This window comes from Nocardioides sp. S-1144 (assembly GCF_005954645.2).
Taxonomy (GTDB): Bacteria; Actinomycetota; Actinomycetes; order Propionibacteriales; family Nocardioidaceae; genus Nocardioides; species Nocardioides dongxiaopingii.
In genome coordinates this window covers 4343652-4369695 of record NZ_CP040695.2, presented here as the reverse complement: position 1 = coordinate 4369695, position 26044 = coordinate 4343652, and the positions used below count along the sequence as shown (strand labels likewise).

Annotated in this window: 12 protein-coding genes; 11 read left to right on the top strand and 1 reads right to left on the bottom strand. The window is 72.2% G+C overall.

Annotated elements, in window-relative coordinates:
• Positions 1-13 precede the first annotated feature (13 nt).
• From FE634_RS20535 to FE634_RS20480, 5 genes are all read left to right on the top strand, one after another.
• Positions 14-1189, top strand: a complete 1176-nt coding sequence (locus FE634_RS20535; RefSeq protein ID WP_262347512.1) for an ABC transporter permease — start codon at positions 14-16, stop codon at positions 1187-1189.
• Between the two features lie 111 nt (positions 1190-1300).
• Positions 1301-2386 carry a substrate-binding domain-containing protein gene (locus FE634_RS20530; protein ID WP_137295372.1) on the top strand — a complete coding sequence of 362 codons (1086 nt, stop codon included), beginning with the start codon at positions 1301-1303 and terminating at the stop codon, positions 2384-2386.
• Positions 2387-2467: 81 nt separating this feature from the next.
• On the top strand, positions 2468-3673 hold the full coding sequence (locus tag FE634_RS20525) for a Gfo/Idh/MocA family protein (RefSeq protein WP_212722050.1): 1206 nt from the start codon (positions 2468-2470) through the stop codon (positions 3671-3673).
• A gap of 519 nt (positions 3674-4192) precedes the next feature.
• Entirely contained in the window at positions 4193-12232 is an 8040-nt protein-coding gene (locus tag FE634_RS21755; RefSeq protein WP_262347511.1) for a PKD domain-containing protein, read from the top strand.
• Positions 12233-12338: 106 nt separating this feature from the next.
• Positions 12339-18959 (top strand): ThuA domain-containing protein, encoded by a 6621-nt coding sequence (locus FE634_RS20480; RefSeq protein WP_138876968.1) that lies wholly within the window; start codon positions 12339-12341, stop codon positions 18957-18959.
• A gap of 415 nt (positions 18960-19374) precedes the next feature.
• On the opposite strand, the gene FE634_RS20475 is transcribed toward FE634_RS20480, so the two are convergent.
• Positions 19375-20520, bottom strand: a complete 1146-nt coding sequence (locus FE634_RS20475) for an ROK family protein (RefSeq protein WP_262347510.1) — start codon at positions 20518-20520, stop codon at positions 19375-19377.
• Between the two features lie 256 nt (positions 20521-20776).
• Here FE634_RS20475 and xylB point away from each other — a divergent pair, with 256 nt between their 5' ends.
• The 6 genes from xylB (at position 20777) to FE634_RS20445 (ending at position 26024) form a co-directional block, all read left to right on the top strand.
• Positions 20777-22174 carry a xylulokinase gene (gene xylB, locus FE634_RS20470; protein WP_138876967.1) on the top strand — a complete coding sequence of 466 codons (1398 nt, stop codon included), beginning with the start codon at positions 20777-20779 and terminating at the stop codon, positions 22172-22174.
• A gap of 84 nt (positions 22175-22258) precedes the next feature.
• Positions 22259-23419, top strand: coding sequence for an ROK family transcriptional regulator (locus tag FE634_RS20465; RefSeq protein ID WP_148240927.1), 1161 nt, complete (start codon positions 22259-22261; stop codon positions 23417-23419).
• A 42-nt stretch (positions 23420-23461) separates the two neighbouring features.
• Positions 23462-24169 carry an AzlC family ABC transporter permease gene (locus tag FE634_RS20460; protein ID WP_212721875.1) on the top strand — a complete coding sequence of 236 codons (708 nt, stop codon included), beginning with the start codon at positions 23462-23464 and terminating at the stop codon, positions 24167-24169.
• Positions 24166-24486: an AzlD domain-containing protein gene (locus tag FE634_RS20455; RefSeq protein ID WP_138876964.1), complete on the top strand. Its 321-nt coding sequence runs from the start codon at positions 24166-24168 to the stop codon at positions 24484-24486. Before FE634_RS20460 ends, FE634_RS20455 begins: the two co-directional genes overlap by 4 nt.
• Before the next feature lie 105 nt (positions 24487-24591).
• Positions 24592-24981 carry a PadR family transcriptional regulator gene (locus tag FE634_RS20450; protein ID WP_138876963.1) on the top strand — a complete coding sequence of 130 codons (390 nt, stop codon included), beginning with the start codon at positions 24592-24594 and terminating at the stop codon, positions 24979-24981.
• Complete coding sequence (locus FE634_RS20445) at positions 24978-26024, top strand: HAAS signaling domain-containing protein (protein ID WP_138876962.1); 1047 nt, start codon at positions 24978-24980, stop codon at positions 26022-26024. The genes FE634_RS20450 and FE634_RS20445 overlap by 4 nt, the downstream gene beginning before the upstream one ends.
• Positions 26025-26044: the final 20 nt, after the last annotated feature.

The window sequence follows — 26044 nt, the reverse complement described above, 5'->3', positions numbered from 1 at the left end:
AAGGAACCCCCGCATGAGCAACTCCACCGAGCGGCCCTCGGCCCTCGACAAGCACGACAAGCACAACACCGGTTCTGCCGGTTCTGGTGGTGCGCACGCTGGTGATCCGGTGGAGGCGTTGCCGGTGATCGAGTCGACTGAGTCCTCGCAGACGATGACGGCCTCGGGTCCCGGCGGTGCTGGTGGTGGTGGTGGTGCTGCGGGTGGTTCCACGATGGCGCGGTTGGCCGACATGGGGTTCTTCCGGATCATCGGTCTGGTCGTGGTGTTGTTGTTGATCGCGGTGGTGGGGACCATCACTGCGGGTGACCGGTTCCTGGCTGCGGACAACTTCCAGTCGATCCTGCGTCAGGGCACGGTGGTGGGGATCGTGGCGATCGGGATGACGTTCGTCATCACCGGTGGTGGCATCGACTTGTCGGTGGGTGCGGTGGTGGCGTTGTCCTCGGTGTGGGCCACGACGTTGGCCACCCAGGAGATGGCGGCTGACACGCACTGGTTGTTGTTGGTGCTGGCCGCGATCGCGGTGGGTGCGGGTGCGGGTCTGGTGAACGGGATCTTGATCGCCTACGGCAAGATCGTGGCGTTCATCGCGACGTTGGCGATGTTGGTCGCGGCGCGGGGGTTGGCTGAGATCATCTCCGAGAAGCGGACCCAGATCGTCAGCAGCAGTGACCTGCCGGGCTTCTACGACTTCTTCAACGCCAAGCCGCTGGGCATCGACATGCAGATCTGGTTGTTCGCGGTGGTCGCGGTGGGGGTGGGTGTGTTGTTGAACCGCACCACCTTCGGGCGGCGGACCTTCGCGGTCGGGGGCAACCCGGAGGCTGCTCGCCTGGCTGGGATCAACGTGCGTCGCCACACCGTGCTGCTCTACGTGCTGGTCGGGGTGTGCGCGGGTCTGGCGGCGTTGATCCTGATCGCCAAGACCACCACCGGGTCGGCCAACCACGCCGAGCTCCTCGAGCTCGACGCGATCGCGGCGGTGGTCATCGGCGGGACCCTGCTGGCCGGTGGTCGCGGCACGATCACCGGGACCGTGCTGGGGGTGTTGATCTTCAACACCCTGACCAACGTGTTCACCCTCAACAACCGCCCGCCCTCTGAGCAGGACGTGCTCAAGGGCGCCATCATCGTCGCCGCCGTCCTGCTCCAGCAGTGGTTGGCGTCTCGGAAGAGCACCACCTAGCCCCACCATCCGGGCGCCTCGGGGCCCAACCACATCCGGGCAGTTCTGCCCACCAGCTCAACTCAGGTCCAACTCAGGTTTTCAATGCGACAAACCCAAAGGGAGCACGACATGTCTTTGAAGTTCCTCTCCGCCCCGCGCGCCGGTGCGTACAAGTCGGCGAAGTTCACCGCGACCCTCGCGGTGGTCGCTGTGCTGGGTCTCAGTGCCTGCACCAGCAACGACTCCTCCGAGGAGGAGGGCAACCCGAACCTGTCCGGTGGTAACTCCGGTGCCGAGGAGGGCTCCAACGACGAGGCCGGTGACAAGATCACCATCGGTTTCTCCGCCCCCGCAGCCGACCACGGCTGGATGGCCTCGATCACCGAGTCCACCCGTGCGGTGGCCGAGCAGTACGACGACGTCGAGCTGGTGGTCTCGGAGGGCACCAACGACCCCAACGTGCAGATCGAGCAGATCAAGACCTTCATCAGCGACGGGGTCGACGCGATCGTGCTGCTGCCCTTCGACGGTGCCGCGCTGACCCCGGTCGCGCTCGAGGCGATGGAGGCCGGGATCCCGGTGGTCAACGTCGACCGCGAGTTCAGCGACCCCAACGCCGCGCGGGTCACGGTGCTGGGTGACAACTACGGCATGGGTGTCTCGGCCGGGGAGTTCGTGTGTGAGGACGCCGCGGGCAACGAGGACGCCGTGATCGGTGAGATCCAGGGCATCGCCTCGCTGCCGCTGACCCAGGACCGCAGCCAGGGCTTCGCCGACGCGCTGGCCGAGTGTGGCCTGGAGGTCGAGAACCAGGTCGAGGCCGCGTTCTCTGCCGACACCGGCCAGGAGGCCGCTGAGGGTCTGCTGCAGGCGCTGCCGAAGATGGACTACCTGTGGAACCACGACGACGACCAGGGTGTCGGCGTCATCGCTGCGATCGAGGCCGCGGGCCGCGATGAGTTCACCATGATCGGTGGTGCCGGCTCCCAGCAGGCGATGGAGTCCATCAAGGCCGGCAACAGCGTCTTGAAGGCCACCGTCATCTACCCCTCCACCCAGGGCGCCGACGGCCTCAAGCTGGCCCGCCTGCTGGCCCAGGACAAGAACGTCTCCGACCTCGTCGAGGTCGAGGTCCCCCGCACCGTGCAGCTCTTCGCCCCCGTCGTGACCGCCGACAACGTCGACGAGTACCTCCCCACCGCGTTCAAGTCCTGACCCACTGAACACCCGGTCGTCCCGGACCGCCGCCCCCCGGCGGTCCGGGACGGCCGGACGTCCGACGTTTGGAGCCCCACCATGACCAGCCCGTTCAACCTCGGCACCGACGGCGGTCCCGAACCTCGTCGCCTCAACGTCGGCATGGTCGGCCATGCCTTCATGGGCGCCGCCCACTCACAGGCCTGGCGTTCAGCCGGACGCTTCTTCGACCTGCCCCTCAACCCCGTGATGCAGGTCCTCGGCGGGCGCGACATGGCCCGCACCGCGGCCGCGGCCGAGAAGCTGGGCTGGCTCGACTGCGAGACCGACTGGCGCCGGCTGGTCGAGCGCGACGACGTCGACCTGGTCGACATCTGCACGCCGGGCGACACCCACGCCGAGATCGCCATCGCGGCGCTCGAGGCCGGCAAGCACGTGCTGTGCGAGAAGCCGCTGGCCAACTCGGTCGCCGAGGCCGAGGAGATGGTCCGCGCGGCCGAGGCGGCCGCCGCCCACGGCGTGCGCGCCATGGTCGGCTTCACCTACCGCCGCGTCCCCGCCATCGCGCTGGCGCGCCGGATGGTGGCCGAGGGCCGGCTGGGCGACATCCGCCACGTCCGCGCCCAGTACCTCCAGGACTGGATCGCCGACCCCGAGGCGCCGCTGTCGTGGCGCCTGGAGCGCGACAAGGCCGGCTCCGGTGCTCTCGGCGACATCGGCGCGCACATCATCGACCTGGCCCAGCACATCACCGGTGACCACATCGCCGAGGTCTCCGGCCAGCTCGAGACCTTCGTCAAGGAGCGCCCGCTCGCCGCCGAGCACGCCGGGCTCTCCGGCACCGCCTCGGCCGAGCGCGGCCAGGTGACCGTCGACGACGCGGCCCTGTTCCTGGCCCGGTTCCGCGGCGGCGCCGCCGGCATCTTCGAGGCCACCCGCTTCGCCACCGGCCGCAAGAACGCGATCCGTCTCGAGCTCAACGGCTCGAGGGGCAGCCTCGCCTTCGACTTCGAGGACATGAACGTCCTGGAGTACTTCGACGCCGAGGAGCCCGACGAGACCGCCGGCTTCCGCCGGATCCTGGTCACCGAGCCCACCCACCCCTACGTCGCGGCGTGGTGGCCCCCGGGCCACGGCCTCGGCTACGAGCACGGCTTCACCCACCAGGCCGTCGACCTGGTGACGGCGATCGCCGAGGGCACCGACCCCACCCCCGGGTTCGCCGAGGGCCTCCAGGTCCAGCGCGTCCTGGGCGCCGTCGAGGTCAGCTCCGACACCCGGCAGTGGCAGCAGGTCCCCGCGTGAGGGACCCCCTCCCGCGCTGAGACACCCGACCCGAACGACCCGGCCCGCCCCAGGCGCGCCGGGTCGTCGGCGTTCCCGACCCTTCTGTGCCAACGACTTGCCAAAATAAGACGAGGTCCGGGGCACTTATGTATTGACGTCGGCAAAACCCTCTCCCTAGTGTGACGACCGTCACGGGCGGCTCCTCGGGCCACCGGTCTTCGCGAAAGGGCTCTCTGCGCGCATGGCACATGATTCGGCACTCCCCGGGGGCACCCGCCCTCGCCGTTCCCCCTCGACGGCCGCCCCCGGCGCCGACCCGTCCCCGCGCCGCGGGTTCGCGGTCGGTCTGGTGCTGGCCCTGGCCGCCGGCCTGTTCGGCATGCTGCCCGCCCGCGCCGAGGCTGCCCCCGCCGTCCCGGTGCCGCCGCGCTGCCCGACGTCGCCGCCGCGGCCCCCGCCGCGGCCGCCGCGGCCGCGCCCGACCTCAGCAAGTTCCAGAAGGTCGTCCTGGGTCAGGGGAGCACCCTGGGCGAGGTCATGGAGCTCACCGTCGCGCCCGACGGGCGGGTCTTCTTCATCACCCGCGCCGGCGACATCCAGATGTACGACCCGACCGACGGGTCCATCGAGATCATCATGCTCGCCGCTCAGCTGAACGTGTGGAGCGGTCTGGAGGACGGCGGCCTCGGGATCACCCTCGACCCCGACTTCGCCACCAACAACCACCTCTACGTCTACTACGCCCCGCAGCCGAAGGCCCTCAACGCCAACCGGCTCTCGCGGCTGACGCTCGTCGAGGACGCGCAGACCGGCGAGGTCTCGATCGAGAAGTCCTCCGAGAAGGTCATCCTCCAGGTCGGCACCCAGCGCAACATCTGCTGCCACTCGGCCGGCTCGCTGCAGTTCGACGGCGACGGCGTGCTCCACCTCACCACCGGCGACAACACCTCCTCCTCCGACAACGGCGGGTTCTCCCCGCACGACGAGCGCGCGGGTCGCAACGACTACGACGCCCAGGACTCCGCCGGCAACACCAACGACCTGCGCGGCAAGATGCTGCGGATCATCCCCCGCGCCGACGACCTCGGCGACGAGAACCCGCCCGAGAGCAGCCCCGGCATGTCCTACGACATCCCCGACGGCAACCTCTTCGGCGAGGGCAACAGGTACCCCACCGCGAAGTACCCCGCCGCCGACGCGGCCAAGACCCGGCCCGAGATCTACGTGATGGGCCTGCGCAACCCCTACCGCCTCGGCACCGACCCCGAGTCCGACGCCGTCTACTGGGGCGAGGTCGGCCCCGACTCGCGCAGCAACGACCCGGGCCGCGGCCCGCGCCACCAGGAGGAGTTCAACCGCACCACGGAGGCCATGAACGGCGGCTGGCCCTACTGCGGTGGTGAGGTCGGCGACGACCTGACCGACCAGGGCTTCGGCGGTGCCTACGTCGACTGGGACTTCACCGCCAACCGCGCGCGGACCAACCCCGACGGCAGCCTCAAGCGCTTCCCGTGCAACGACCCCGAGGGCATGCGGGGCGTCAACGACTCGCCCAACAACACCGGCCTGACCGACCTGCCCCCGATGACCGACGCCTGGATCCCCTACTCCACCTCGGCGCCGTTCAAGTACCCGCAGGTCGAGGGCTCGACCCCGACCGGCGCGCAGGTCTACCGCCAGTCGCGCAACACCACCGCCAAGGACACCGCCTTCCCGGCCGACTACGAGGGCTCGGTCTTCATCTCCGAGATGAGCCGGGGGTGGATCAAGGAGGTCCGCACGAACCCGGACGGCTCCATCGCCTCCATCAACGACTTCATGAGCGGCTTCTTCGCCCCCGGTGACATGGAGTTCGGCCCCGACGGCTCGCTCTACGTCCTCGAGTACGGCTCCGGCTTCTTCTCCGGCTCGCCCGACACCAAGCTCGTCCGCGTCGACTACGCCGTCAACGGCTCCGCCCCGCAGGTCAAGGTCACCGCGACCCCGGCCGAGGGCGGCGTCCCGCTCGACGTCGCGTTCTCGAGCGCCGGCACCTCCGACCCCGACGGCGACGCGCTCACCTACGCCTGGGACTTCGACGGCAACGGCAGCACCGACGCCACGACGGCCAACGCCACCCACCGCTACACCGCGGCCGGCGACTACCAGGCCACGCTGAAGGTCACCGACGCCACCGGCAAGATCGCCACCGGCCAGGTCATCGTCAACGTCGGCAACACCCGGCCCGTCCTGGACTTCAACGCCCCGATCGACGGCGGCTTCTTCGCCCCGGGTGACGACGTCGACTACGACGTCGACGTGACCGACCGCGAGGAGACCGTCGACTGCGCCCGGGTCGAGGTCTCCGAGGGCCTGGGCCACGACGTCCACGCGCACCCGTTGCAGAGCCAGCTCGGCTGCACCGGCACCATGACGATGTCCGACTCGACCGACCACGGCGAGGACGCCAACATCTACGGCCAGCTCGCGGCGACCTACGCCGACGGCGGCGGCAGCGCGGGCGCCAACGACCCGCTCGTGGGCCGCGACCTGATCACCCTGCAGCCCAAGCGCAAGCAGGCCGAGCACGCCAACGGCCGCTCCGGGGTCAGCGAGACCGGCTACGACGACAAGTCCGGCACGCGGCCCGGGGCCGGCGGCATCATCACCGGCATGGGCAACGGCAACCACGTGTCCTACAGCCCGATGAGCCTCGCCGGGATGCAGTCGATCTCGGTCACCTACTCCGGCTCCCCGGCCGACGGTGCCGCCATCGAGGTGCGCGCGGGCGCGGCCAACGGCCCCGTGGTCTCCCGGATCGCCCTCGACGGCTCGACGCAGGGCCTGTACTTCTACAAGACCGTCACCGGCGCGATCACCAGCCGGGAGGCCGACCAGGGCGGCCGCGGGCTGTTCTTCGTCTACACCGGCAACGGCGAGATCAACTTCGACGAGGTCCGCTTCACCGGCGACGGCATCGCCTCCAACGTCGCGCCGTTCATCACCGCGGCGAGCGCCACGCCGGCCGAGGGCTCGGCCCCGCTCGACGTCTCCTTCACCGCCCAGGCCACCGACAACGACGGCGACGCGATCACCTACGCCTGGGACTTCGGCGTCGCCGGCACGGACGCCGACAAGGCCACCGGCCAGACGGTCTCCTACACCTACGCGACCGCCGGCAGCTACACCGCTACCGTCACCGCGACCGACACCACCGGCAAGGCCAGCACCCGCACTGTCGCGGTCGTCGTGCGCCGCGCCTGCGCCAGCCTGCCGACCGCGGACGCCGGCTACGAGCTGCTCTTCAACGGCCGCAACCTCGACGGCTGGAAGCAGTCCGGACCGGGCGGCTTCACCGTCGAGGACTGCGCCATGACGTCCTTCGGCGGCCTCGGCCTGCTGTGGAACGACACCCAGGAGTTCGCGGACTACTCGATGAAGCTGCAGTTCAAGCTCAGCGACGAGGGCGACAACTCCGGCGTCTTCACCCGCTTCCCCGACCCGGGCAACGACCCGTTCGTCGCCGTCGACAACGGCCACGAGATCCAGATCAAGGAGGGTCAGCCGAACGACGAGCCGCAGAAGACGGGCTCGGTCTACAACTTCGACCGCGAGGACGCGCGCAACGCCCGGCCGATCGGTGAGTGGAACGACTACGAGATCCGCGTCGTCGGCCAGACCTACGTGATGACCCTGAACGGGGTCGAGGTCAACCGCTACACCTCCGACGGCTCGCGCGGCACCAGCGGCTACGTCGGCCTGCAGAACCACGGCAACGCCGACGTCGTCTCCTTCCGCAACGTGCAGATCCGCGAGCTCGACGTCGACGAGCCCTTCGTCAACACCGTCGCGGTCGACCCCGTCCGCGGTGGCGCCCCGCTCGAGGTGACCTTCACCGCCGAGGGCGTCGACCGCCAGGACGACGCGCTCACCTACGACTGGGACTTCGGTGACGGCTCCGCCGTCGTGACCGGTGCTGCCGCCGAGGTGCAGCACACCTACACCGAGGAGGGCTCCTTCACCGCCGAGGTCACCCCCGTCGACGCCGACGGCACCCGTGGCGCCACCTTCACCGCCCGCAGCGTGACCGTGCTGACCGACCCGGTCCCGACGGCCGCCGCGGCCCCCAGCTGCGGGATCGCGCCCGTCGAGGTGTCCTTCACCGGCGGCGCCACCGACCCGCAGGACCAGGCCGTCACCTACGCCTGGGACTTCGGCGTCGACGGCACGACCGAGGACACCTCCACCGAGCAGAACCCCACCTACACCTACGCCGCGGCCGGTCGCTACACCGCGACCCTCACCGTGACCGACCCCGACGGCAACACCGGCACCACGACCGTCGCGGTGCGTGCCCTCGAGTCCGGCGTGTGCCGGGCCGTGGCCGACCTGACGTCGTTCTTCAACAACGACGGCATCTCGACCCACGCCAACCCGGGCAACGGCAACTTCGACGGCGGTGGCTGGGCCTACGCCAGCGAGACCCTCCCCGAGGGCGTCCGCGCCAACGGCGGCCCGCTCGTCGTCGACGGCGTCGACCACGAGTTCCCGAGCCCGGTCGACGGCGTCAACAACAACGTCGAGGCCGCCGGCCAGACCATCCCGCTGCCGACCGGTCGCTTCTCCGGCCTGAGCATCATCGCCTCGGCCCACAACGGCGACGTCCAGCAGCCGGCCACGATCACCTACGGCGACGGCACCACCTCCACGGTGCAGCTGCGCTTCACCGACTGGGCGGTCTCGCCCAAGTTCGGCGAGACCGTCGCCGCCGACATGCCGCACCGCCACGACGCCGGCGGTGACACCGGCCCGCGGGTGTTCCTGTGGGCCCAGCAGGTCGCCGTCCAGGACAAGGACCTGGTCAGCATCACCCTGCCCAACGACCCGAAGCTGCACGTGTTCGCGATCTCGGGCGTGCTGCCCGGTGAGGAGCCGCCGTGCGACCAGCGCCGCTCCGACGAGTTCGACGACGACGAGCTGCTCGACAGCTGCCGCTGGAACATCCGGCGCGAGGACGCCTCGCTCTACGAGGTCGGCGACGGCGTGCTGAGCCTGCAGGCCGGGCCCGGCGAGTACTCCACGGCACCCAACGTCATCACCCAGGCCACGCCCGAGGGGGAGTGGGCGGTCACGACCAAGCTCTCCTTCGACCCGACCGAGGAGGGCCAGCAGGCCGGACTCGTGGTCGCCGGCGCCGGTGGGTCCGGCTTCGCGAAGCTGATGTTCGTGCGCAAGAGCACCGGCGGCAACGAGTGGATCGAGTTCCTCAAGAGCAGCGACCCGAACAACACCTTCGACTTCAACGGCGACTGGCACACCGGTGGGAGTGACTTCGGCGGCCCGTTCCTGCCGACCGACTTCCCGACGACGTTCTGGCTGCGGATGAGCTCGGACGGCACCAACCTGACCGGTGCCTACTCCACCGACGGGGAGACCTTCACCCAGGTCGGCATCCCGCGGGCCCTCGAGGGGATCACCTCCCCGCGGGTCGGCGTGATGGCCCTGCGCGGCGCCGCCGCGACGGCTCCCGCCGCCGACTACGAGTACGTCCGCTTCGACGGCGAGCCGGTCCTCGAGTACCCGGTGGTCCCGATCGCCGAGCCCACCACGACCAGCTGCTCGCGCGGCGACGACTTCGCCGCCGCCCTCAGCACCGATCGCTGGAACGGCATCCTGCGCGAGAACCCCGACCTCTGGGAGGTCACCGGCGGCAACCTGGAGCTGCAGACCGGCCCCGGCGAGCTGACGGAGGGTTCGCCCAACCTGATCCTCCAGGACCTGCCGGACGGCGCCTACACGGCCGTCACCAAGCTGACGTTCCCGAGCACCGCCCAGGGTCAGCAGGCCGGCCTCGTCCTGCACGACCCGACCGGCGGCGGCTACCTCAAGCTGGCCTTCGTCAACAAGGGCAGCGGGAACCGCTGGGTCGAGTTCCTCCGCAACTCCGGTGGTCAGAACGACTTCTCGGGCAACTGGCACTCCGGCCCGGGCGGCGACTTCGGTGGCCCGTTCCTGCCGGCCGACTTCCCCGAGACCGTCCACCTGCGCCTCTCCTCGGTCGACGGCGTCACCTTCCGTGGCGAGTACTCCGTCGACGGCGAGACCTGGCAGTCCGCCGGTGACGACCGGGCCGGGTTCGGTGCCGACTCCTTCGTCGGCCCCTACGCCCTGCGCGGACCCGCCGGCACCGCCGTCGCCACGGCGAAGTTCGCCTGGTTCGGCGCCGCCCCCGAGCGCGAGTGCGGCGACAACACCGCACCCGAGGTGACCGCGTCGGCCACGCCGATATCCGGCACCGCCCCGCTCGAGGTCGACCTCAGCGCCGTCGGCACCGACGCCGACGACGACGAGCTCACCTACGCCTGGGACTTCGGGGTGGCCGGCGACGCCGACACCGCGACCGGCGCGGACGCGACCTTCACCTACACCGCGGCCGGCACCTACACCGCCACGGTCACCGCGACCGACACCGCCGGGGCCACCGCCACCGACACCGTCGAGATCACGGTCGAGGGCGCGTCGCAGAACCGCACCTGGGTCGTCGACGCCGTCGACAGCGCGACCAACAACCAGTGGGTCTCGGCCGACAACGGCACCTCCGAGGTGACGATCAAGGTGGGCGACACCGTCGAGTGGCAGTTCGACCGGGCCACCATGGCCCACGACCTGACCTCGCAGAACACCGGCGCCACCTGGAACCCGCCCCTGCAGGAGTACCGCGACCCGAACGGGACGCCGATCCGGCGCACCTTCACCACGCCGGGCACCTACCACTACTGGTGCACGATCCACGGCGCCACGATGCGCGGCACCGTGGTGGTCGAGGCCGCCGCAGGCAACCGGGCGCCCACGGCCACGCCGCTGGTGGAGCCGACCGCCGGTGCCGCCCCGCTGTACACCCACTTCGAGGCACGCGCCACCGACCCGGACGGCGACCCGCTGACCTACCTCTGGGACTTCGGCGAGTCGAACCTGCCGGCCGACACCTCCACGTCGTCGCACGCGCACCACAACTACGCGACCCCGGGCCGCTTCACGGCGAGCCTGACGGTCAGCGACGGCAAGGGCGGGCAGTTCAAGCGCAGCTGGCCGATCACCGTCACCGGTGGGGTCAAGCCGATCGTCACCGCCAGCGGCGCCCCGACCACCGGGACCGCACCGCTCAACGTGCTGTTCCAGGGCGGTGCCACCGACGAGCAGGGCGGCCAGATCACCTACGGGTGGGACTTCGGGGTGCCGGGGACCGACGACGACACGTCGCCCTTCGCCCGCACCACCTACACCTACATGGAGGCCGGCACCTACACGGCCGTGCTGACCGCCACCGACCCCGAGGGCAACACCGGGACCGCCAGCGTCCAGGTCGTGGTCGGTGAGGGAGCCGGTGAGGTCGTGCTGCCGGAGATCGCCGCGACGGCCACGCCGTCGACGGGGACCGCGCCGCTCGACGTCGAGCTCTCCACCGAGGTGACGACCGAGGGCACGTTCGAGGCCTTCGCCGACGGGACCACCGCCTACCCGGACCTCACCGGGTCGGCCCAGATGGTCCGCAGCCGCGGGGAGACCTACACGACCCTCGACGTCACCGGCGTGAAGCCGAACGCCAACCACATGGTCCACGTGCACGAGGAGACGTGCGCCTCCAACAACGGCGGCGCGCACTTCCGCTTCGACGAGACCCAGCCGTTCGCCGAGGCCAACGAGATCTGGCTGCCGTTCACGGCCGACGCCACCGGTGCCAGCACCCTGGTCGAGGACACGATGCCGATCCGGGCCGGCGCCAAGGCCGTCTCGATCGTCATCCACGACCCCGACAACGGCGCGAAGCGGATCGGCTGCGTCGACCTGGCGCCCAGCACCGCCGACCTGACCTACGACTGGGACTTCGGCGACGGCACCACGGGCACCGGTGCCGACCCCGACCACACCTACGCCGAGCCGGGTACCTACACGGCCACGGTCACGGTCGGCAGCGTCCACGCCGGCCACATGCCCGGCCACGACGCCACCACCACGGCCGAGGTCGAGATCGTGGTCGAGGACGGGGAGACGCCGGACACCACGGCGCCCCAGACCACCGTCACCGCCGGGCCGACCGGCACCGTCCGCAGCACGACGGCGACGTTCCGGCTGGCCTCCGACGAGTCCGGCACCTTCGAGTGCCGCCTCAACGGCGGCGCGTGGCGCCCCTGTGCGTCGCCCGCGACCTTCACCAACCTGCGCCAGGGTGCGCAGCGCCTCGAGGTCCGTGCGGTCGACGCGGCCGGCAACGAGGACGCCACGCCGGTCGTGCGCACCTGGAAGGTCGACACCCAGGGCCCCGTGGTCAAGAACCTCGGGCCTCGGGGCACCACCCGGGACCGCACCCCGACCGTGCGCGCCGTCGTCCGCGACCAGGGCTCGGAGCTGGCTCGCCGCCACCTCACCCTGCGCATCGACGGGAAGAAGGTCGGCGTGCGCTACGACGCGCGCACCGACCGGATGACCTGGACCTCGGGACGCGCGATGTCGATCGGACGCCACACCGTGCGCCTGGTCGTCGTCGACGCCGTCGGCAACCGCACCACCAAGACCTGGCGCTTCACCGTCCGCCGATGACCAGGTCCCGGCACCACTCTCTCCGCACCACACCACTCGCAGAAGGCAGGACAGCATGATCAGGTTCCGAACACCCGCGGCCCGCGTACGCGGGGTGATCGCCGGGGTGGCAGCCCTCGCGGTCACCGGCGGCGTCATGGCCGCCGCCCCAGCATCGGCGGCCCCGGCCGCCGCCGCGCCGGCGATCTCGTCGAGCAGCCTGTCGTCGGCGCAGGCCGCGCCGACGACGTCCGGAGCGGCCGCGCCGGCCGCTTCGGCGGCCCCGGCCGCCGCTGCGGCCCCGGCCGCAGCGGCAGCCGCCGCGGCCGAGCCGGAGTACGACGTCCTGGTCTTCAGCAAGACCGCGGGCTTCCGGCACGGCTCGATCGGCGCGGGCATCCGCTCGATCCAGCGGCTCGGTGCCCAGTACGGCTTCACCGTGACGGCCACCGAGGACGCCACGACGTTCACCACGGCCAACCTGGCGCAGTACGAGGCCGTCGTCTGGCTCTCCACCACCAGCGACGTCCTCAACGCCACCCAGCAGGCGGCGTTCGAGGACTACATCCAGGCCGGCGGCGGCTACGTCGGCGTGCACGCGGCGTCCGACACCGAGTACAGCTGGCCCTGGTACGGCAAGCTGGTCGGTGCCTACTTCCGCAACCACCCCAACGGCACCCCGACCGCGACGGTGCGCTTCGAGGACAAGACGACCCCCTCGACCTGCGCCATGCCGGACAGCGTGAGCCGCACCGACGAGTGGTACAACTTCCAGCCGACCGAGGGCACCTTCGCCGGTGGACCCCTCCCGTTCCCGGGCGGCAACGGCCCCGCGACGGTGCCGGACTACTCCCCGCGCAGCAACTCCAACATCAACGTGCTCGCCACGGTCGACGAGTCGACCTACGACGAGGTCGACGGCAACACCACCGACGACGACCACCCGATCGCCTGGTACCAGGAGTACGACGGCGGCCGCAGCTTCTACACCGGCGGTGGCCACACCGACGCCTCCTTCAGCGAGCCGCTCTTCGAGCTGCACCTGCTCGGCGGCATCCAGTACGCTGCCGACCAGGCGCCCACCGCGTGCACCGAGCTGCCGCCCACCGACGCCTCCTTCGAGCAGGTCACCCTGGCCAAGGGCGTCGACAAGGTCGGCGAGCCGATGAGCATCTCGGTGCTGCCCGACGGCCGGGTGCTGCACAACGCCCGCGACGGCCGGATCTTCCTGACCGACCTCGAGGGCAACACCACGCTCCTCTACGACGTGCCGATCTACTCCCACGACGAGGACGGGCTGCAGAGCCTCACGGTCAGCCCGAACTTCGAGGAGGACGGCTGGGTCTACCTCTACTACGCCCCGCCGCTGGACACCCCGGCCGGTGACGCGCCCAACGACGGCACCGAGGCCACCTTCCAGGCGTGGAAGGGACACAACGTCCTGACCCGGATGAAGATGGTCGACGACGACCTGGTCCCCTCGACCGAGCAGGAGCTGCTCCAGGTCGAGGCCGACCGCGGCATCTGCTGCCACGCCGGCGGCGCCATCGACTTCGACGCCGACGGCAACCTCTACCTCTCCACCGGCGACGACTCCAACCCGTTCGCCTCCGACGGCTACGCGCCGCTCGACGAGCGGCTGACCCGCAACCCGTCCTACGACGCCCAGCGCAGCTCGGCCAACACCAACGACCTGCGCGGCAAGGTGCTGCGGATCAAGCCCGACGCGACCGCCGCGACCTACACGGTGCCCGGCGGCAACCTCTTCCCGGAGGCGGCCGACACCGGCGACAAGACGCGCCCGGAGATCTACGCGATGGGCTTCCGGAACCCGTTCCGGATGACCGTCGACAAGGAGACCGGCTACGTCTACCTCGGTGAGTACGGGCCCGACGCCGGCAGCGCCAACCCCAACCGGGGCCCCGGCGGCATCGTGGAGTTCAACCAGATCCGCTCGGCCGGCAACTTCGGCTGGCCCTACTGCACCGGCCTCAACACCGCGGCCGAGACCTACAACAGGTGGAACTTCGCCACCAACGCCACCGGCCCCAAGTTCAACTGCGCGGCCCCGGTCAACAACAGCCCGCACAACACGGGCCTGACCAACCTGCCGCCGGCCCAGCCGGCCTGGATCAAGTACGACGGCGGCAGCGTCACCTACAACGGCGTCACCACCGACGAGTTCGGCAGTGGCGGCGAGGGCCCGATGGCCGGTCCGGTCTACAACTACGACCCCGACCTCGACTCCGACGTCAAGTTCCCCGAGTACTTCGACAACCACTTCTTCGCCGGTGAGTGGACCCGAGGCTGGATCCGCGACATCGCCCTGGACGCCGAGGGCGACGTGTCGAGCATCGACCCGTTCTTCGACTCCTCGACGCTCTACGCCGCGATGGACATGGAGTTCGGGCCGGACGGCTCGCTGTACGTCCTCGACTACGGCAACGGTGGGTACTTCACCGGCAACGAGAACTCCGCGGTCTACAAGATCAACGCGATCAACGAGGGCGCCCGCTCGCCCTCGGCGTCGGCCCGGGCCACCCCCGACTCGGGTGTCGCGCCGCTGCCGGTCCAGTTCTCAAGCGAGGGTTCGAGCGACCCCGACGAGGGTGACTCGATCGCGTCCTACGCCTGGGACTTCCAGAACGACGGGACCGTCGACTCCACCGAGGCGAACCCGACGTTCACCTACACCACCAACGGTGTCTACGACGCCCGCCTGGTCGTCACCGACACCACCGGACGCACCGGTGTCGCCACCGCGGTCGTCACGGTCGGCAACACCCGGCCCACCGTCGAGCTCGAGCTGCCCCCGAACGGCGGGTTTTTCGAGTTCGGTGACGCGGTGCGGGTCAAGGTCAACGTGACCGACCCCGAGGACGGCGTGATCGACTGCTCGAAGGTCGAGATCGACTACATCCTCGGTCACGACTCGCACGGTCACCCGCTCAGCTCGGCGACCGGTTGCGACGTCGTCCTGCAGACGGTCAAGGACGAGGGCCACGACGCCTCGGCCGACATCTTCGGCGTCATCAACGCCAGCTACACCGACGAGGGCGCGGGCACCATCCGCACGCTCAGCGGTGAGGACGAGGTCGTGCTGCAGCCCAAGCGCAAGCAGGCCGAGCACTTCGACACCCAGCAGGGCGTGGCCACCGAGGCGACGACCGACCCGCAGGGTGGGGCGCGCAACGTGTCCAACATCGACGCGGGCGACCACGTCTCCTACGGCCCGATCAGCCTGTTCCAGGTCCCGCAGCTGCGCTTCCGCGTGGCCTCGGGCGGCGCGGGTGGCACCATCGAGGCCCACCTCGACAGCCCGACCGGTCCGCTGGCCGGCTCGGTCGACGTCCCGGTGACCGGTGGCTGGCAGTCCTGGCAGACCGTGGCGATGGACGTCGCCGCGTCGGCCCAGGAGGGCACGCACGAGCTGTTCCTGGTCTTCACCAACGACAACCCGGCCGCGACGGGGCTGTTCAACCTGAACTTCTTCGACGCCGCCGGCAAGGGTGTCTCGATCAACTCGAAGCCGCAGGTCGGCGCGACGGGCACGCCCACCCAGGGCTCCTCGCCGCTCACCGTCGACTTCACGGGCTCGGCGACCGACTTCGACGGCGACGCGCTCACCTACGCCTGGGACTTCGGCGTCCCCGGTGACGCCGACACCGCCACCACGCTGAACGCGCAGTGGACCTACACCGAGCCGGGCAGCTACACCGCGCGACTCACGGTGACCGACGCCCAGGGCGCCACCGCGTCGTCCACGGTGCCGATCCGGGTGCTGAGCACCTGCGGCACCCAGCAGTCCGACGAGTTCGACGGCACCTCGCTCGACGGCAAGTGGCAGGTGATCCGTCCCAGCGGCAACATCGCCGTGACCGGCGGCAGCCTCACGATGCCGATCGACACCGGGAGCCTGTACGGGCCCGGCGGCAACGCCAAGGACGTCGTCGTCCAGGCCGCGCCCGACGGAGCGTGGGAGGTGACCGCCAAGGTCACCGCCGACGTGTCCGAGAACTACCAGCAGGCCGGTCTGCGGCTCTACTCCGACGACGAGAACTGGGCCTCGGTCCACCTCATCTCGGCCGGTGGGGCCCGCGACGTCGAGTTCATCTACGAGACGCAGGGCAGCGCGCGCAACAACGCCGAGGACAAGCTCGGCGGCGTCCCGGCCGGCTTCCCGACGACGTACTACGTGCGTCTGACCTCCGACGGCACCGACCTGCGGGCGTCGTACTCGACCGACGGCGAGACCTTCGCCCCGGTCGGCCGTCCGGCCCCGATGGGCACCATGCCCTCGCCCAAGGTGGGACCGACCGCGGTCTCCGGAGGCGCTGTCGGCACCCCGACGGTGGCCTTCGACTGGATCCGCTTCGACCCCGACGGGACGAGCGGCGCCGCCGGGCCGCGCGACGACTTCGACGGCACCTCGCTCGACGAGTGCCGCTGGAACGCCATCGTGCGTGAGGACCCGGACGCCTACGAGGTCGCCGGTGGCGCCCTGACCATCCAGGGTGCGCCCGCCGACCTCTACACGGCCTCGGCGAACCAGGACCAGGCGACCAACCTGATCCTGCAGTCCGACGCCAACACCACGGAGGACTACTCGATCGAGACGCAGCTGTCGGCGACCTACACCGACGGCTACGGCCAGGCGGGTCTGCTCATCTACGGCGACGACGACAACTACGTCAAGCTCGACCCGGTGGCCGACGTCGACCGCCCCACCGAGAGCTTCAACCGCATCGAGCTCCGGTCGGAGTCCAACGCGGCGATCCTCAACCCGCAGCCCGAGGTCGTCGTGCCGCCGAACGTCTCGACGTTCAAGCTGCGCATCACCAAGACGGGCACGTCCTACCTGGGCGAGGTCGACTTCGGTGGCGGCTGGGTCACGGTCGGCACCGTGTCGAACCCGACGGCCGACATGGACTTCGGGGTCTTCTCCCTGGGCGTCCAGCAGAGCGGCCAGTCGGGGACCTTCGACTACTTCGAGGTCACCGGCGCGGGCACCGAGAACCGGGCACCCGTCGCCGACGACGACACCGCCACCACGGAGCAGGGCATCGCCCTGGACGTGCCGGTGCTGGTCGGGGACACCGACCCCGACGGTGACGACCTCACCGTCACCGCGGTCACCGACCCGGCGAACGGGACCACGGCGATCAACGCCGACGGCACCGTGCGCTACACGCCGGGCGCCGGGTTCACCGGCACCGACACCTTCGGCTACACCGTCTCCGACGGAGAGCTGACCGACACCGCCACGGTGACGGTCACGGTGACCGAGCCGTGCGGCCCGACGTCCTCCGACGACACCTTCGAGGGCACCGCGCTCGACAAGTGCCGCTGGGACGCCATCCAGGCCGAGGACACCACGAAGTACACGGTGGTCGATGGTGAGCTGCGGCTCACCACGACGCCCGGCGAGATCTACCTGGCCGGGACGGCGAAGTCGAACTACATCCTGCAGTCGGCCTCGCACGCCGGCGACGACTTCGTCCTCGAGACCGGGCTCGACGCCTCGGCCCTGACCGGTGGCTACAGCCAGGCCGGGATCATGGTCTACGGCGACGACGCCAACTACGTGAAGCTCGACTTCCTGACCGGGGAGAACGCCGGCTCGGCCATCAAGGTCGAGATGCGCTCCGAGGTGGGTGACGTCATCGTCGGCAACCTGCCGGAGACGACGCTGGCCGCCGGCCAGGGCGCCGACCTGCGGCTCCGGCTGACCAAGGCCGGCTCGACGTACTCCGGCGAGTTCTCGGTCGACGGCGGCACCACCTGGACCGCCCTGGCCAGCACCGTCAGCAACGAGATGACGAAGCCCAGCTTCGGCGTGTTCGCGGCCGGGGTGCAGGACAGCGGCGACGTCGTGTCGTTCGACTACTTCACCGTCGACGGCGAGGACCCGCTCAACGCCGCCCCGGTGGCGGCCGACGACAACGCCACCACCGTCCAGGACACCGCGGTCTCGGTCGACGTGCTGGCCAACGACACCGACGCCGACACGGGAGCAACCCTCACCGTGGAGTCGGTGACGACGCCGGCGCACGGCACCGCGACCATCGCCGGTGACGGCAGCGTCACCTACACGCCGGCCGCCGGCTACACGGGGAGCGACACGTTCGACTACGTCGTCTCCGACGGCACCGACACCGACACCGGCACCGTCACGATCACCGTGACCGCGGCGCCGGCCGGGGTCACCGACACCCGCATCACGTCGGCGCCGAGCGGTACCACCCGGTCCCGGACCGCGACCCTGCGGTTCACGGCCACCGGTCCCGCTGCCGGACAGGCGACGTTCGAGTGCTCGATCGACGGCTCGGCGTACGCGGCCTGCACCTCGCCGAAGACCTTCGGCAACCTCAAGGACGGCCGGCACACCGTGCGGGTCCGCTCCGTGAGCGCCGGCGGCGTCGACGCCTCCCCGGCGACGGCGACCTGGACGGTCGACGCGACCGGCCCGAAGGTCGTCGGGACGAGCCCGAAGGGCACGACCCGCGACCGGACGCCGACCATCAAGGCCAAGGTCACCGACGGCACCTCCGGCGTCCGCGCCGGCAGCCTGAAGGTGTTCATCGACGGCAAGCGGGTCTCCCCGGTCCGCTACGTGAAGGCGACCGGTCGACTGACGGCCACGCCGAAGCGGGCGCTCGGGTTCGGCCGCCACACCGTCCGCGTGGTCGCCGTCGACACCGCCGGCAACCAGACGGCCACGACCTGGAGGTTCACCGTCCGCCGCTGACGGACCCTCCCGGCCCCTGACGGACGCCGGCCACCACCCGACCTGCTCGGGGGGTGGCCGGCGTTCGTGCGTCCCGCCCCCGGAGGTTGAGCAAGCGAGCGCCGACGAAACCATTCGTGCGTCCCGCCCCCCGGAGGTTGAGCAAGCGAGCGCCAGCGAGCGCCGACGAAACCCCCGGGGTTCCTGCGTCCCGGCCCCCGGACGCCCCGGTCCCTCGGTCGTCCCGGTCCCCGGAGGTTGAGCAAGCGAGCGCCAGCGAGCGCCGACGAAACCCCGGTCCTCGATCGCCAGCCGGCCGGGTCGGCTCAGCCCCGGCGGGCCTGCGATCTCACACGTGGGTCGCGGCTCCGTTCAGCCGTGCCGCCCGCTCGACCACCGATGGTCCGACCGGCCCACGCCAGCTCGGACCGCCGGGTCAGATGGCCTGGCTGACCGGGTTGGCGAGCATCGCGTCGACCGACTGCGGTGCGAGGAACTGCTGCACCGCCATCGTGGCCGCGCCGATGACGCCGGCGTGCTCGCCGGTCTGGGCCGGCACGACGCTGAGCTCGCCCGTGGCGAGGGGCAGCGACCGGGCGTAGATGACCTCGCGGACGCCGGCCAGCAGGCTGGGCGCGCCGCCGGCGAGGGCGCCGCCGAGCACGATCACCGAGGGGTTGAGCAGGCTGACGCACGACGCGAGGACCTCCCCGATGTCGCGGCCGGCGCGGCGGATGGCGGCCAGCGCCTCCCGGTCGCCGAGGGCGAGGCGGTCGAGGACGGCGCGGCTGGCGTCGACGACGGGGGAGTGGTCGGCGTCCAGCGCCTGGGCGATGGCCCGGGCGCTGGCGATGGCCTCGAGGCACCCGTGGTTGCCGCAGCGGCACAGCGCGTCGCCGCCCTGCGGGCTCTGGACGTGGCCGAGGTCGCCCGCGGAGCCCTGGGCCCCGCGGTGCAGGCGGCGGCCGCTGATGATGCCGGCCCCGATCCCGGTGGCGACCTTGACGAAGACGAGGTGCTCGACGTGCGGGTAGACCACGGAGTGCTCGCCGAGGGCCATCATGTTCACGTCGTTGTCGACCAGGACGGGCGCGCCGAGCCGGTCGCCGACCCAGGTGGCGACCTCGAAGCCGTCCCAGCCGGGCATGATCGGCGGCTTGACCGGCCGTCCGGTGTGGTGCTCGACCGGCCCGGGGAGCCCGATGCCGACGCCCGCGAGGTCGGCGCGCGTGCGGCCGGTGCGCTCGAGGAGCCGGTCGGTCGCCTCGACGAGCCAGCCGAGCGTGGTCTCGGGACCGTCGGCGATGTCGAGGTCGCTGACCTCCTCGGCGATCACGGTGGCGGTGAGGTCGGTCAGCGCGGCCCGTCCGTGCGTGACCCCGAAGTCGGCGGCGAGCACCAGCCGGGCGGCGGGGTTGAAGGCGAAGCGGGTGGGCGGTCGGCCGCCGGTCGACCGGCTCTGGCCCGAGGGCAGCAGGAGGCCGACCGAGAGCAGCCCCTCGATCCGGCCGGCCACCGTGGAGCGGGCCAGACCGGTCAGCTCGATCAGGTCGGCGCGGGTGCGGGGCCGGCCGTCGAGCATCAGTCCGAGCAGCTCACCGCCCCCGAGGGGGGCGGGTGCTGGAGTGGTCGGGAGTGCCTGAACCCCGCTGGTGTGGGGGCTCGTGGACATGGGGCCAGTAAATCATGGCAAGTCCCCTTCGGGGTAGAACTTTCGCCCCCTGAACACCCCGAGTTCTGTCCGCATTCAGCCAAAAGTCGGGCGGTCGGACGCCGGGCGGTGGCACGATCGGTCGTTGGCCATTGACATTAGTACGACAGTCGTACTTAATGCAGGCATGACGCTCGCCCTCGGTATCGACACGTCCACCCAGTCGGTGAAGGCGCTGCTCGTCGACGCCGACGACGGCACGGTCGTGGCCCAGCGCGCCGTCCGGCACCCGGCCGGCACCGAGGTCGACCCGCAGGCCTGGCTCGCGGCCGTCGACGAGGTCCTCGCCGCGCTGCCGCCCGCGCAGCTGCGCGACGTCGCCGCCGTCGGCGTGGGCGGCCAGCAGCACGGCATGGTCGCGCTCGACGCCGAGGACCGGCCGGTGCGCGACGCGCTGCTCTGGAACGACACCCGCTCGGCCGGGGCCGCCGCCGACCTGGTCGCCGAGATGGGCGGACCGCAGGCCTGCGCCGACGCGATCGGCAGCGTCCTGGTCGCCTCGTTCACGGTGACCAAGCTGCGCTGGCTGCGCGACCACGAGCCCGAGCGGGCCGCGCGCGTCGCCCGGGTGCTGCTCCCCCACGACCTGGTCGCCCGGCACCTCAGCGCCCCCGGCACCGACCCCTTCACCGACCGCGGCGACGCGTCCGGCACCGGCTACTTCGCCACCGCCGAGGGCCGTTGGCGCCCCGACCTCGCCGCCGCCGCGCTCGGCCACGAGCCCGACCTGCCCCGCCTGGTGGCCCCTGGCGGCGTCGCGGCCCACACCCCCGACGGGGCGGTCGTCTCCGCCGGCACCGGCGACAACATGGCCGCCGCGCTCGGCATGGCCCTCGGGCCGGACGACGTCCTGGTCTCGCTCGGCACCTCCGGGGTCGCCTCGGCCGTCAGCGCCCGCCCCGTCGCCGACGGCACCGGCGTCGTCACCGGCTTCGCCGACGCCGCGGGCGGCTTCCTGCCGATGGTCACCACGATGAACGCCGCCGGGATCCTCGACCTGCAGGCGCAGTGGCTGGGCGTCGACCACGACGGCCTCGCCGACCTCGCCCTCGAGTCGACGCCGGACGCCGGCGGCGTGGTCCTGTCGCCCTACTACGGCGGCGAGCGCAGCCCCTACCGCCCCACCGCGACCGGCACCTGGACCGGCCTGACCCCGCGCACGACCCGCGCCGACCTCGCGCGCGCCGCCTACACCGCCCTGCTCTGCTCGCTCGCGGACGCCGTCGACCAGGTCGTCGCCGCGACCGGCGTCGAGCCGCGCCGGGTGCTCCTGGTGGGCGGGGCGGCCCGCAGCCGCGCCGTGCGGGCGCTCGCGCCGGCCGTGCTCGGCCGGCCCGTGACCGTCGTGCCGCCGGGGGAGTACGTCGCCCTCGGCGCCGCCCGGCAGGCCGCCTGGGCGCTGGCCGGCAGCGACGCCCCGCCGACCTGGGCCGGGCCGGAGGCCGAGGTGCTCGAGGCCGAGCCCGACCCGCAGGTGCGCGCGACCTACGCCGACCTGCGTGAGCGCACCGCCTCCTGGACGTGACCCGCGCGACCGCGCGGCGCCCGGGCTGAGTGATGGGACCCTGCCGGCCGCGGTCGACCCGGGGAGCCCGGCGGTGAGCGGCCGATGACGACCGGGACCGAGCAGCTCCGCCGCCGGCACACCGCGCTGGTGGTGCGCACCCTGCGCCGCCTCGGTCCCACCTCCCGGGCGGAGCTGGCCGTGGCGACCGGGCTGTCGAAGCCGACGATCGGGGTGATCGTCGCCGGCCTCGAGGCCGACGGGACGGTCGGGCTCGACCCGACCGGTGACGGCCGGACCGGCGAGGACCGGGTGCCGGTCCGCGGGCGTCCCGGCCGACCGGTGGCGCTGCGCCCGGGCCGCCACCTCGGCCTCGGCCTCGACCTCAACGTCGACTACGTGACCGCGGTCGTCCTCGACCTCGCCGGGGAGGTCGTCCTCAGCGAGTCGCGCCCGGTCGCGACCGACCGGGTCGAGGCGCTCCTCGCAACGACGCGCGAGCTGCGGGACCGGTACGGCGCGGACCGGTTCGTCGGGGTCACCGCCGCCGTGCCGGCCCTGGTGCACGGCGACGACCGCACCGTCGCGTGGGCGCCGAACCTGACGCTGTCGGGTCCCGAGCTGGCCGACGCGCTGGCCGGGGTGCTCCCGGACTCCGACGTCCGGGTCGTCAACGACGCCAACTGTGCGGCCTACGCCGAGGTCCACCACGGCGTCGCTCGCGGCGTCGACCACGCCCTCTACGTGACCGGCACCGTCGGCATCGGCGTCGGGATCGTCGCCGGCGGCGTGCTCGTGCAGGGGGCGACGGGTTTCGCCGGCGAGGCCGGGCACGTGGCGGTCGGCGACCCGACGGCGCTGTGCGGGTGCGGACGCCGCGGCTGCTGGGAGGCCTCGGTGGGCCTGCACGCCGTGCTGCGGTCCCTGGGGATGGAGGAGCTGGGCACCCCCACCGCCACCGGGGAGGCGGTCGCGGCGCGGGCCGCCCACGACGCCGCAGCGCAGGAGGTCCTGGCCCGGGTGGGTCGCGACCTCGGGCTGGGGCTGGCCACGCTGACCAGCGTCCTGGACCCCGAGGTGGTCGTCCTCGGCGGCTACTTCGTGCCGCTGGGCGACCTCGTCCTCGACCACGCCCGCGCCGCGCTCGACGCCCGCCTCGACCCGCCCACCCGTCGCCGCCCCGAGCTCCGGCTGAGCACGCTCGGGCTCGGCGCCGCCGCGCTCGGCGCGGCCGAGCAGGCGCTGGCCGGCGTGCTGCTCGGCTGACCCCGCCGCTCGACCGGCCGGCCTCGCTCCTACGGTGGGCGGGTGGACGCCGACTCCTTCCGCCGCGGCGTCCGCCTCGGGATGCCGTACGGCGCGGTCGCGCTGGTGCTCGCGCTCTCCTTCAGCGTGCTGGCCGTCAACGCCGGCTTCACCCCGCTCCAGGCCGTCGTCACCTCGGCGCTCGTCTTCGCCGGCTCCGCCCAGTTCACCGCGCTCACGATCGTGGCCGGCGGCGGCAGCATCCCGGCCGCGCTGTCCGCGGCGGCGCTCATGCACTCGCGGTTCCTCGCGATGGGGGTCGCCCTCGCGCCGTCCCTCACCGGCGGACGACTGCGGCGCGCGGTCGAGGGACAGGCGGTCGTCGACTCGTCGTGGGCGCTCGCCAACCGGGGCGACGGCACCTTCGACCGCGGGCTGCTGTTCGGCACCACGCTGCCCCAGTACGTCGCCTGGACGACCGGTGCCGTCGTGGGGGCGTTCTCCGGCGACGTCCTCGCCGACACCGAGCGGCTCGGGCTCGACGCCCTCTTCCCGACCTTCTTCGTCGCGATCCTGCTCGCCGAGCTGCGCCAGCCCCGGGCCCGGGTCGTCGCCGCGCTCGGCGCGGGTATCGCGATCGCGCTGGTGCCCCTCGCCCCGCCCGGCGTCCCGGTCCTCGCGGCGGGCGCCGCGGCCCTGCTCGGGCTCGGTGCGGCGCGACCGGGTCCCGTCGACGGCGCCGGCGACGACGCGGCACGGGGGGACGGATGAACCTGTCCGAGGCCCAGGTCTGGTTGCTGATCGCCGGGCTGGTCGGCGTCGCGGTGGTGACCAAGGGGATCGGCCCCGCCGTCGTGGGCGACCGGCCGCTCCCGGGGTGGAGTGCCGGGGTGATCGCCGCGCTCGCGCCGGCCCTGCTCGCCGCCCTCGTGGCCACCGCACTGCTCGCCGACGGTCGCCGGCTCGCCGTCGGGGCCGAGGCCGTTGGGGTCGCCGTCGCCACCGTCCTCCTGCTCTGCCGGGCGCCCCTGCTCGCCGCGGCGGCGGCCGCGGTGTTGGTGACGGCGCTGCTGCGCGCGCTCGTCTGACGACGCGACCGGGATCCGCGTCGTCGCGAACGGGATCCGCGTCGTCCGCGACACGCGCACCTTTCCTCCGCGCACTAGTGCGGAACGCGCACTAGTGTGGCTCGCATGGACACCACGCAGCTGCTGAAGGGGGTCCTCGACCTCGCGGTGCTGGCGGTGGTCGAGGAGGAGGACGGGTACGGCTACGACGTGCTCCGGCGGTTGCGGGCGAGCGGGCTGTCCGAGGTCGGCGACGCCTCGGTCTACGGCACCCTGCGTCGCCTCTACGCCGCCGGCGCGCTCACGTCGTACGTCGTGCCCTCCGACGAGGGGCCGCACCGCAAGTACTACGGGATGACGCCCGCCGGCCGCGACCAGCTCGAACGCCAGTCAAAGGACTGGGCGACCTTCAGCGAGACCGTGACCGAGCTCCTGCACCCCGACCGCCGCCCCGGACCCCGCTCCGAACCCCGCCTCGACCCCCACCCGGCCCGACCCGAGGGAGACCACCCGTGACCACCCGCGCCCCGCACCGCACGACGCCCGACATCGCCTCGTTCGTCTCCCAGGTGCGCGCCCACCTGTCCGACCTGAGCGAGGAGGAGCGCGAGGAGCTGGTGGGTGGGCTCGAGGCCGACCTCGTCGACCACCTCGCCGACCCGACGAACCGCACCGACCTCGGCGACCCGGCGGCCTACGCCGCCGAGCTCCGGCTCGCGGCCGGGCTGCCGGAGCACGCGGGTCGTCGCGCCCGGCTGCGGGTCCCACGCCCGCCCGGCGTCGAGGACCTCCTCGACCAGAGCCGCGCCCGGTTCGACCGCGTGGTCGAGGAGCGGGCGTGGAGCCGCGCGACCTGGGACGTCGTCCGCGAGCTCCGCCCGGTCTGGTGGGTCGCCCGCGCCTGGATCGCGGTCACCCTCCTGGACCTGGTCGCCGGGGACCACGAACCGCTGTCGCTGGTGCCCTCCCTCGGGCACCCGGCGACGGGTGCCGTCCTGCTCGCCGCCGCGGTCGTGGTCAGCGTGCTGGTCGGCCTCGGGCGGCCCGGGCCGGGACCGGGCGGGCATCGGCACCCGGCGACCCGGCTCGTCACGCTCGCCGTCAACGTCGGGCTCGTCGTCACGATGCTCTCCTTCGGCGTCCCGTGGCCCGGCTACCTGGCCGGCAACGCCGTCGAGGCGCAGCCCTACGACGGCTACCGCCCCGGGTTCAACGACGGCGCCCGGTCCGAGCGGCGACCGGGGCTCCAGCTCGACGACGAGGCGGTGACCAACGTCTTCGCCTACGACGCCCAGGGGTTGCCGCTCCAGGACGTGCAGCTCTTCGACCAGGACGGCGACCCGCTGGCCGTCGCCTCCGGCACGAGCACCGGCAGGGGCGCCGAGCGGCGGGTCCCGTGCCCGGCCCTCGACGCCGACACCGAGCTGCTCAACGTCTTCCCGCTCGACGAGGTGCAGCTGCGCACGGGTCGCTGCACGGCGGAGACGACCGGCCGGTCCACGCCGCTGCCCCCGCTGGCGCGGGCCCGCCCGGTCCCGGTCGCGCCCGTCGTCCCGTAGCGGCGGCGGGCACCGACTCC

What these genes read in the sequence shown, in the direction of transcription:
- FE634_RS20535 (WP_262347512.1), top strand. Translation starts at nt 14, where the DNA reads ATGAGCAACTCCACCGAGCGGCCCTCGGCCCTCGACAAGCACGACAAG.
- FE634_RS20530 (WP_137295372.1), top strand. Translation starts at nt 1,301, where the DNA reads ATGTCTTTGAAGTTCCTCTCCGCCCCGCGCGCCGGTGCGTACAAGTCG.
- FE634_RS20525 (WP_212722050.1), top strand. Translation starts at nt 2,468, where the DNA reads ATGACCAGCCCGTTCAACCTCGGCACCGACGGCGGTCCCGAACCTCGT.
- FE634_RS21755 (WP_262347511.1), top strand. Translation starts at nt 4,193, where the DNA reads ATGGAGCTCACCGTCGCGCCCGACGGGCGGGTCTTCTTCATCACCCGC.
- FE634_RS20475 (WP_262347510.1), bottom strand. Translation starts at nt 20,520, where the DNA reads ATGCTCGACGGCCGGCCCCGCACCCGCGCCGACCTGATCGAGCTGACC.
- xylB (WP_138876967.1), top strand. Translation starts at nt 20,777, where the DNA reads ATGACGCTCGCCCTCGGTATCGACACGTCCACCCAGTCGGTGAAGGCG.
- FE634_RS20465 (WP_148240927.1), top strand. Translation starts at nt 22,259, where the DNA reads ATGACGACCGGGACCGAGCAGCTCCGCCGCCGGCACACCGCGCTGGTG.
- FE634_RS20455 (WP_138876964.1), top strand. Translation starts at nt 24,166, where the DNA reads ATGAACCTGTCCGAGGCCCAGGTCTGGTTGCTGATCGCCGGGCTGGTC.
- FE634_RS20450 (WP_138876963.1), top strand. Translation starts at nt 24,592, where the DNA reads ATGGACACCACGCAGCTGCTGAAGGGGGTCCTCGACCTCGCGGTGCTG.